The sequence below is a fragment of the Fimbriimonadia bacterium genome (genome assembly GCA_039961735.1).
Taxonomy (GTDB): domain Bacteria; phylum Armatimonadota; class Fimbriimonadia; order Fimbriimonadales; family JABRVX01; genus JABRVX01.
Genome location: JABRVX010000037.1, coordinates 1 through 9,295, shown reverse-complemented (window position 1 = coordinate 9,295; position 9,295 = coordinate 1). Strand labels below are relative to the sequence as shown.

The following is a 9,295-nucleotide window of genomic DNA, read 5'->3' as shown; positions in this document are numbered from 1 at the left end:
TGCCAGCACCACCGCCCCGAGGACCGACGCTGCGATGGCCCCGCCCGTAGTGAGCCAACCAGCGAACCTCGCACCAGCCGCGGTTCCCACAGCGAGCAGCGTGCTCTCCACCACACCTACCAACGCATGCCGACCTCGTTCACGCCGCCCAAGATACCATCGCGGCCGACGTACCCGACCACCGATTCTCGTGTTAGAATCCAATCACGATGGCATACGGCGTTAGTCAAGTGGGACAGCCGAGCAAGAAGCGTTCCAAGCGGGAAGCCTTTAGTCGAGGTGTCCGCCTCCTCTCGGCGGACAAGGCGCACCACGAGGCGCTGCTTGCCGCGTTGGACAAAGAAGGGCGGATGAAGGCATACAGCCACGGAGCCAACTTTTTCGAGGACCGTGGCGACTTCCCATTCTACGTGTATGTAACCCGCACCGCCGACGGCAAGCCTCTCGGCCAAGCCGAATGCGATCTGTTGGACGCCCTGTTAGCACAGACAGATCGGACCGCCCCGATGGAATCGCAGTCGGAAACGCCACCGGGCACGAAAGACGTGGCGGCTGACGACCACTGGGACGTCTTCGAGTCGATCGCCAGCCAACTGCAATCTCGCATCGACGGGCTGGAAGAGCAGGTGAAAGATATCGCCGGCAGACTGATCCGACTGAACCGCGCATTCGAGGAGATGGAACACTCACTGACGCAAGGCTTCGACCGTGTGATGCAGGGACTCACCTCTGAGATATCCGTCCTCGCATCCGACCAAGTGCGGGAGCGCGCGGATATGCTGGCGAAGGGGGATCGCGCTTTCGCCGAGCAACTCGCAGCCGACTATGAGAAGCTCGAGAGCAAGGAGAAAGCGCTGGAGAACGATGTCCTGCGACTGCGAACGGAACGAGACCGATGCATGGACCGCATCACCGAGTTGGAGCTCGAACTCGCCGAGAAGGAGCACGATCTGAGCGTCTCGCGTGCTGCCCCACGTACGTCCTGGACCCGCGATGAGTTGGAGCTGTTAGAGGTGTTATCTCACTTCCAGCACTGCGAGGGGTTCCGCAGGGGGTTGAGGGAGTTAGTGCCCGCTCACGTCTCTACCGGTGCACTGGTGGATGTCCTGCGCTCGCTCGCTGAGAGGTCTATCTCCACCCATCACGAGCACGCGAATACGAAGGCCATTACTCGCAAAGGGAAGCCTAACTTCTACGAGCTGCGCTGCAACCTGGGGCCTTGCGGCGATGCGGGAAGGCTGTACTACGATGTGAAGGACGGGGTGTTCGTGCTACTCGGGTTTGGCTACAAAGACACGCAAGAGAAAGACCTCGATGCGATCTTCCGCTCCCTGTAGGCCGCCGCTCAACGGCGCGATACGTATCGGCTGTCGCGAACATAGAATCGCCAGGGCAGTTCCTTGGCCTGCGAGATGCCAATGCGTGTCGTTGTCACTACCATATCGTCCGGCACCGGCTCGCCTGTCAGCACCCGGATGCGTCGCCCCGTGAGCGATTCGCCGTCGTCGGCTGCGCTCAGGCCCAGCGCTCTGGTTAGGTTCCCCGGCCCTGCACAAAGCCTCTCATCGTGCACGTTCCCGCGTCGTTCGCGCATCAGCTCTATGCCTTCCAGCGGTTCACCCGCGCGGATCAGGACCGCTTCTCCTACGCCTGCCGGCCCCGTGACGAAGTTGAGCGCGAAGTGCATTCCATAGGTAAAGTACACGTAGGCACATCCTCCCCGCTCGAACATGGTAGCGTTGCGTTTGGTCTTGCCGCGCGAAGCATGACATGCCGGGTCATCGTTCAGGTACGCCTCGGTCTCCACGATTCGCACGGCCGTCCGACCCTCGGCCGAGTCCACTACCAGGATGCGACCTAACAAGTCGCGCGCCACTACCACCGTGTCGCGTATGTAGAAGGAGCGCGGGAGGATGGGCAACGTGCGCTATGACCCGTAACCGTTGGGATGCGCCTTCATCCAGTTCCATGCGTGCAGAATGATGGTTTCCAAGGAGGGGTACCTCGGGCGCCAGCCGAGCTCCTTCTTGATCCGCTCGGACGATGCCACGAGTCGCGCAGGATCCCCTGGTCTCCTCGGGGCGGCTTCGCAGGGAATCGACTTGCCTACCACGCGCTCACATGCCTGAATCACCTCGGTGACACTGAAGCCCTCCTGGTTGCCGAGGTTGTATGCTAACACCTCGGCACCGTCCCGCAGAGCATTTAGTGCCTTCAAGTGAGCATCGGCCAGATCGGTGACATGAATGTAGTCACGGATGCAGGTGCCATCCGGAGTGTCCCAATCGGTGCCGAAAACTCGCACCCTGTCGCGCTTGCCCAGCGCGGTCTGCAGCACAACGGGAATGAGATGCTGCTCCGGGTCGTGGTCCTCCCCAAGCTCGCCGTCCGGATCTGCGCCCGCGGCATTGAAATAACGCAGCGATACCGAGCGAATGCCGTATGCCCTGCCGTACCACTTCAGCATGCGCTCCATCACCAGCTTGGTCTCGCCATACGGATTGGTGGGTAATTGTGGGTGATCCTCGGGAATCGGTATGCTCTGCGGCTCGCCATAGGTTGCGGCGGACGAGGAGAAGATGATCCGACTCACACCCGCCTCCCGCATCGCCTCCAGCAAGATGTGGCAGCCGTTGACGTTGTTGTCGTAATACTTGGACGGGTCCGCCACGGAGTCACCCACCGATGCGTATGCGGCGAAGTGCATGACGCATTCGATGTCGTTGTGCCGAAAGATGCCCCTCAGCAACTCGCGATCACGGATGTCGCCGCTGACCAGCTCGGCGTCCTGCACTGCGGCCCGGTGGCCTAGCTCCAGGTTGTCCAGCACCAAGGGCTTCTCGCCGTTCTGCCTAAGGAACTTCACCATGTGCGAGCCGATATAGCCCGCGCCACCGATCACCAGAATCATCCGCCCAACCTCGCAATCTTCTGGCCGGATGATACCCGTGGAGGGTGAGCCATGCTCCGGTGCGCAGCCCAAGAGGCAGGGCCGGGGCTCCGGCGCGGCGAATATGCAGCGGACGTAACGCGGCAAGGCATCCCGCGTCGTATCTATCTCGGAGCGGCTGTGTTGGACGCGCGGAAGGCGAGGGTGAGAGGATGAGAGGAACCAGCGGGGTGACGGGCATACTCGGGCTGCTGGCACTCGGGCTTGCGTGCAACGCCGGCGCGCAGGTGTACCGCAACCTGTCGGACGTGCCATTCGCGACGGTGTCGGACGGTCCGCAGCAAGCCATTGTCGTGGACGTGGACGGTCTCGACCCTGCACAAGTTCGCGCAAAGGTCGTGGAGCGGGTGCAGATCGTTCAGCGCGCGATGACCGAGGCCGGACGCCCGCTCATCCGCGAGCTGAAGGCAAGGGGCCTCATGCCGCGCGACATGGTTTGGCCCGTGACGCACGTGGTGCTGCTGCGCGAAAACGGTCGTCTGCTCCTGCCTCGTTCCAACGGTTCCCTCCCGCCCTCGGGAGAGGGCGTGAGCATTCAGAACGGGTGCCTCAGCCTGCAGTTCTCCACCGCCCAGGGCGAGACGTTCACGTCGCAGTATCAGGCCGTGCTGCAAGGCGTCTTCGACACCGCCAACCCCCTCATCGAAGGCATCTACGGCGCCCCGTACCCTGCGGCGTGCGGGCCAATCACGGTGGTCAACTACGACGCCGACATCGGCGACAGAGATGCTGTGGTGGGTGGTATCTACCTGGCAAGCGACCCCACGCACGGTGGCGGCCCCACCATCCTGTTCCCGGTGTACAACAACCTGGCGGCGGCCGCCGTCAACTTCCTGAACCTTCTAGTGCACGCCTATCACGGCCCAGCGATGCTGCACTTCGACGCTTGGGAGCAGGGCTTCTCCCGCGCCGTCACCATGCGCGTCGCACGCCAGGTCTATCCAGATACCTTCACCTTTCCAGACGGCTCGCGAGCAGGCCCAGTGCTCGAAGCCACCTACGAAGCGCGCAGCTTCTATGATTGGTGGAATCAGCCGGCACTGGGCAACAACAGCTTCATCGCTCCGTCGCTAAAGAATGCTCCCATCAACCCGGGGTTCACCGGTGGGCTCTTCCTGGTGCGCTACATGATGGCGGGCTCGGCTTGGGCGAAGGTGCTCACGGAGGACCCCGCGTTCTTCACCAAGTTCCACGCCGCCTATTACGCGGACCCGGACCCGCCTGCCAACCTCGCGGGCAACGTCCCCACGCTCAAGACCATCGCCGCTGCGGCAACCCCCGAGGTGGAAGGCCTGCCATTCGCGAGTTGGTTCCACCGCCAGCATATCCTCAACTCCAGCGTCCAAGTCGGCAGAAAACTTCATTCGCAGGTCATCCCCTTGTGCGGCGGGCTGCAACCAGGCGAGACCGGCGTGTTCATCATTCTGTACAACTATTTCAACACGTCCAAATCGGGTGACGAGAGCCTGCTGAACGGTATCTCGTTCCCCATCTACTGGACTTTCGATTTCGCGCGCATGAACCTGGGTGCACAGTACGAACGGGTCAACCTTCTCGGCGGCTCGGCGGGATTGGCGCCCTCCTTCACGGACAGCACACAGGCCGTCACGATCGACACGCCGGTGGCTGAGACGCTCTCTCGCGTCGTGCTGCCCATCGGTACCGTCTGCACGCAGACCCTCGGCAACGACTTCTACGGCACGGTCCTCGGCCTGTCCGACTACGACCCGGTCACTGGTTTGGGCGGAACGGTCACGCTGAAGCTGCCGACCGGCGACGTGACTGCCAACGTCGTTCGCGGCGCCTTTGGAGCGCAAGTGCCTACACTGACCGCGCCGCAGCGGGCGACCGTGGAGGTCCGCGACCGCTCGGGCACGCTGCTGGCCACGCGCAAGGTCAACACCGGTGCCGCACCGCTCGCACTGAGCCTGCAGGTCACCGAGCAAGGCACCCACGCCCAGCGCATCAGCGACGGCATCCAGATGATCACAGTGCCTATCTGGCCGAGCGAAACCGATACCGCTATCCTTCTCGGTATGCCGCCCGGTGAGATGCTCTTCGCGCGATGGCGGCAGGATCTGTTCCGCTACACGCTTTATCCGGCCACCCCGCCCATCCAGCCCGGCTATGCGTTCTTCGTCAAGCTGCCACTGGCCCGCGACGTCACGTTCACCGGCACGAGGCCTCCTGCCGACAGGGCCTTCGCCGTGCCACTCCAGGTCGGCTGGAACCAGATTGGCAATCCTATCCGAGCTACGGGCGCGACCAGCCTCGCCGATGTGTGGGTGCAGTCCGGACCAAACGATCCGGCCATCGGTTGGGACGAGGCGGTAACGAAGGGCTGGGTCTCGCCGACCGTCTTCCGCTTCGACCGTGACATCAGCAATCCGGACGCGGGCACGAACCAGCCCGCGACCGCGGTCGAGGCGCTGAAAGGCTACTGGGTGCGGGTGCGTGCGCCGGAAGGGGTCACCATCCTCTTCCGCCCCAACTCGGGTCTAGGCCCGGTTGCGCCTTACCGCTCCAGGACGCCTTCATGGCACGTGGACGTCACGATCCGAGCCGAGAACGGCTCGACCGCTGAGGCGCGGCTGGGAGCCGACCCCACAGCGAGCGATCGCGCCGACCCTCAGTGGGATACCCCTCTACCCCCGGCATTCGGACCCGGCCTTCAACTTTCGTTCCCCCATCCCGAGTGGGGCGCCGACAAGGGCGACTACTACAGCGATGTCCGCGCTGACAGGCGCCAGTCCGAATGGACGCTACGCGCCAGCGGCTTGACCCCCGACACGACGTACACCCTGACCTGGGACGTCTCCGCGACGATGCGTCGCGAGATGCGACTGACGCTCACCGATCCGCGTACCGGGCGAGTGGTGAACATGCGCGGAAGCGCGTCGCTCACATTCACCGCATCGGATGCCGAGCAGATGTTCGTCATCCGCGCCGAGACCTCCGGGGCGGGCGCGCTGCGGGTGACGGACCTGAACGTGCAGACGACGCGCGGCGGATGCAGCGCCACCTTTGCAGTCAGCCAGGCTGCTGGAGTTAGCGTCGAGGTGCTCTCGGTAGGTGGTGGCCGCGTGCGCTCCCTCGCCGAGCACAAGCCCTTCGAAGCCGGGCTCCATACGGTCACTTGGGACGGGAGGGACGAGCGTGGGGTGAGCCTTCCGCCCGGCGTGTACGTGCTTAGCGTACAGGCAGTGGGAGAAGATGGGACGGTCGCGCGAGCGGTACGTCCACTGGTGCTGAAGAGGTGAGGACCACGATGAAGACTTGGATGGCTCGTGCGGCGTTGCTGCTCGCTGCCGTTGCGTTGGCGCTGGTGCCCGGTTGCGGCGGTGGCGGTGGAGGGGGTGGTCCGTCAGGTATTGCACTCTCTGGCAATGTGCTGATGGTCGGCACGGGCTTGCCCCCCAATCCCCCCGTCACCGTCACCGCGGGAGGCAACGGCGCGCAGACCCGCCTGTCGGACGGCGGCTTTTCGTTCCAGGTGCCCTCCGGAACCGCCTCGTTGACCATTGCCGGAGCGGGCCTGCCAACGTTCGTCTATTCCTTTCCTGCCGTGACGAGCTCCACCAACCTCGGCTTTTTGTACGTCGGCCCTCAGCAGGTACAGGTCATCGGCCGAATCCTGGACGCCGAGACACTGGATGTCGTGGAAGGTGCGACGGTCTCCATGCTGGGTCGGTCGGCCGCAACCGCCGCGGACGGCACGTTCTCTCTCGGCGACGTCGCGTATGACCCGAACGGCTTCCTCCAGATCGTCTACCTGGTGGAGAAGACTGGCTACACGCCGCGCGAGGCGCCGGTCGAGATGCCAGCCATCGGCGGGGTCATTGACCTGGGCGATACGCTGCTCGCCCCAGAAAGCAGTACCGATCCGCCGCCCGGTCCGTCTAACATCTTCGGGTTCGTGACGGAACCCGGCGGAAACGGCAGCGCGGTGCTCGTGAAGCTGGTGCGCCGCTCGGACAGCGTGGTGGTCTCCGCCTTCGTGACCGGCTCGCTCCTCGGTTCGCCGGCAAACCGTTACCAGTTCTGGGTGCCGGTAGGCGAATATCGGCTGGAGTTCGAGAAGCCCTTCGGCACGTTGCGCATCACGCGCGATGTGGACTTAGTGGACGTGGACGAGCCCGTGCGGGTGGACGTCACTCTCCCGTGAGCATCCGTTCTCGCGTGATATAATCGGGCCGCGACGGCGGGAATGCCGATCGAGGGCCGCCTCGGCCCGACGAAAGCAAGGAAGGTCAATATGCGGAAGTTCGGGTTCAGAAACCTCGTGCTTGCTCTGACGTTTGGCGGAGTGATCATCTCCGGCGTGTCCTGCGGTGGAGGAAGCGCAGGTGGCGACGATGGCGGGGGCACCGGTATCTCTCGGTTGCGCATCCAGGTGGTTACCTATGTCGCGGGTCAGCAGATAGGAGTGGCTGGAGCACAGGTATATGGCGTCCTCGGAACAGGCGCGGGCGCAACCGTCGTAGCCTTCGTGCCGAACTCGCTGGACCCGACGAGATACGACCTCGTCAATCCGCCCGTCTCCCTCAGCGGCATTCTGATTCGGCCTCCGCAGACGAACCCGCCCAGTTTCCACAGGGTGGTGCAGTACCCGGCGCTGCCTTTCAACGACTCTTCCAACGTGTATCAGATGCCGGACACCGTGCCTTACGACCCTGCGATCTACGCGGTCCCGCGGATCACGGGCCCGTTCCCTGGTGGTGTCACGGACCTCGGACAGGCCAAGCTCTATCCCTACGGCGACCCCCCGCCGAATCCGAACTTCCCGTAGTCGGGAAGAGAGCGGTCGGAGAAGCCGATGAGCGCGTTGCGTGCAGGACTTCACCTGATCCTGTGGGTCCTCGTTATCGCGCTGCTCTACGTTGGCGCGATGCGCCTGCGCAGCGTGGACCCTCTCGCCGACTATCGTGAGGCGTTGCGCGAAGCCGCCGATACCCCGTTCGGCCTGACCATGCACAACGCCACGCTTGCGGCGTACGATGGCGACCAGCCCATCCTCCGCGTGGACACCGAGGTGATCGAAGTCACTCGTGACGAGCGCGAGGTCTGGCTCCGCAACTGCACGAATGGCAAGCTGTTCGATGAGGGCAGACAGGCCGGGCAGTTCGAGGCAGCGAGCGTCCGCTACGACGACTTCCGCAAGACCGCCTCGGTCACCAACGTCCGACTGGTCACCGACGATCTCGACGTTCGCACCCAAACCGCCAACTGGACGGAGGCGGATGGGCGCGTCGCCGTCCCCACACCCATAGTGGGTACGCTCGCGGGCGGTAAGGTGGAAGGGCAAAGTGCCGAGGTGTTCCTGCGCACTCGCACCGCCGAAGTCAGCGTCGGCAAGTGGGAGGGTGTCCTCGCCTACCGCGCGCCCCTCCAACAGAAACAGTCCGAGAAGCGGCGCGTCGTCTTCCGCTTCCACTCCGTGAAGAAAACCGCCAAGCCCAACGTCACCATCTACACCAACGCAGAGATGGTGGACGACAAGGACACCTTCGTGCGAGCGGACCGAATCGTGCACGACCTGGACACCGACATCGCCACATGCGAAGGCCGCTGCCAGATGCGCTCGCCACGCATGGACATCACCGCCGACAAGGCCGTGGTGGACCTGAACGTGAAGCGCGCCACCCTGACGCAGAACGTCACCATGACCATCTGGCCCAAGCCCGAAGACGTGGCAGCCGCGAAGGAGCCGCCGAAGGAAGGAGAGGAGCAAGAGGACCCACTGCACTCTCGCAAGATCGCTAAGGGCTACCCCGTCCGCGCCACCTGCGATCGGCTGGTGTATCTCTATGGCGAGGAGCAGCGGTCCGAACTGGACGGCAGCCTGAAGGCCAGGCAGGACCTGCCCGAGGGCCGCTGGCGCGAGGTGACTGCGCTGAAGGCGGTGATCGACGAAAAGGCAGAGACCCTGCGGCTGGACGGCAACGTGCGGATGATCGCGAGCAACGGGGACGACCTGTCGGTGGAGTGGATCGTGCTCTCCATCAAAGAGGACGAGGAGGAGGAGTTCGAGACGGGCCCCGGCTCCGGCGTCTCCGAGCTTCCGGAGAAGGTGCGTCGCGAGATCCCCGACTCGGACCGCAGTTCCAGCCCCCCGTAATTCCGGCGTCCCGCCGGAGAACATCGCCGGGATGGTGCAGGGCGTGGCTCGGGTGTGGCTCGGGCGTCCCGCCGGAGAACATCGCCGGGATGGTGCAGGGTGTGGCTCGGGCGTCCCGCCCGAGAACATCGGGATGATGCAGGGCGTGGCTCGGGCGTCCCGCCGGAGAACATCGGGATGGTGCAGGGTGTGGCTCGGGCGTCCCGCCGGAGAACATCGGGATGGTG

7 protein-coding genes are annotated in these 9,295 nt (G+C 64.2%); 5 read left to right on the top strand and 2 right to left on the bottom strand.

Going from position 1 to position 9,295, the window contains the following annotated elements:
• Positions 1-209 precede the first annotated feature (209 nt).
• The gene (locus tag HRF45_09440) at positions 210-1,337 is read left to right on the top strand and encodes a hypothetical protein (GenBank protein ID MEP0766746.1); all 1,128 of its coding nucleotides are present in this window, start codon (positions 210-212) and stop codon (positions 1,335-1,337) included.
• 8 nt (positions 1,338-1,345) lie between these two features.
• Here HRF45_09440 and HRF45_09435 read toward each other — a convergent pair whose 3' ends face one another.
• The gene (locus tag HRF45_09435; GenBank protein ID MEP0766745.1) at positions 1,346-1,921 is read right to left on the bottom strand and encodes a DNA-3-methyladenine glycosylase; all 576 of its coding nucleotides are present in this window, start codon (positions 1,919-1,921) and stop codon (positions 1,346-1,348) included.
• 6 nt (positions 1,922-1,927) lie between these two features.
• On the bottom strand, positions 1,928-2,911 hold the full coding sequence (gene galE / locus HRF45_09430) for a UDP-glucose 4-epimerase GalE (GenBank protein MEP0766744.1): 984 nt from the start codon (positions 2,909-2,911) through the stop codon (positions 1,928-1,930).
• Between the two features lie 191 nt (positions 2,912-3,102).
• Here galE and HRF45_09425 point away from each other — a divergent pair, with 191 nt between their 5' ends.
• The 4 genes from HRF45_09425 (at position 3,103) to HRF45_09410 (ending at position 9,068) form a co-directional block, all read left to right on the top strand.
• Positions 3,103-6,210: a hypothetical protein gene (locus HRF45_09425; protein ID MEP0766743.1), complete on the top strand. Its 3,108-nt coding sequence runs from the start codon at positions 3,103-3,105 to the stop codon at positions 6,208-6,210.
• 8 nt (positions 6,211-6,218) lie between these two features.
• Positions 6,219-7,115, top strand: coding sequence for a hypothetical protein (locus HRF45_09420; protein ID MEP0766742.1), 897 nt, complete (start codon positions 6,219-6,221; stop codon positions 7,113-7,115).
• Between the two features lie 90 nt (positions 7,116-7,205).
• On the top strand, positions 7,206-7,739 hold the full coding sequence (locus HRF45_09415; protein ID MEP0766741.1) for a hypothetical protein: 534 nt from the start codon (positions 7,206-7,208) through the stop codon (positions 7,737-7,739).
• Positions 7,740-7,766: 27 nt separating this feature from the next.
• Positions 7,767-9,068, top strand: a complete 1,302-nt coding sequence (locus HRF45_09410; GenBank protein MEP0766740.1) for a hypothetical protein — start codon at positions 7,767-7,769, stop codon at positions 9,066-9,068.
• The last annotated feature ends 227 nt before the right edge of the window (positions 9,069-9,295 follow it).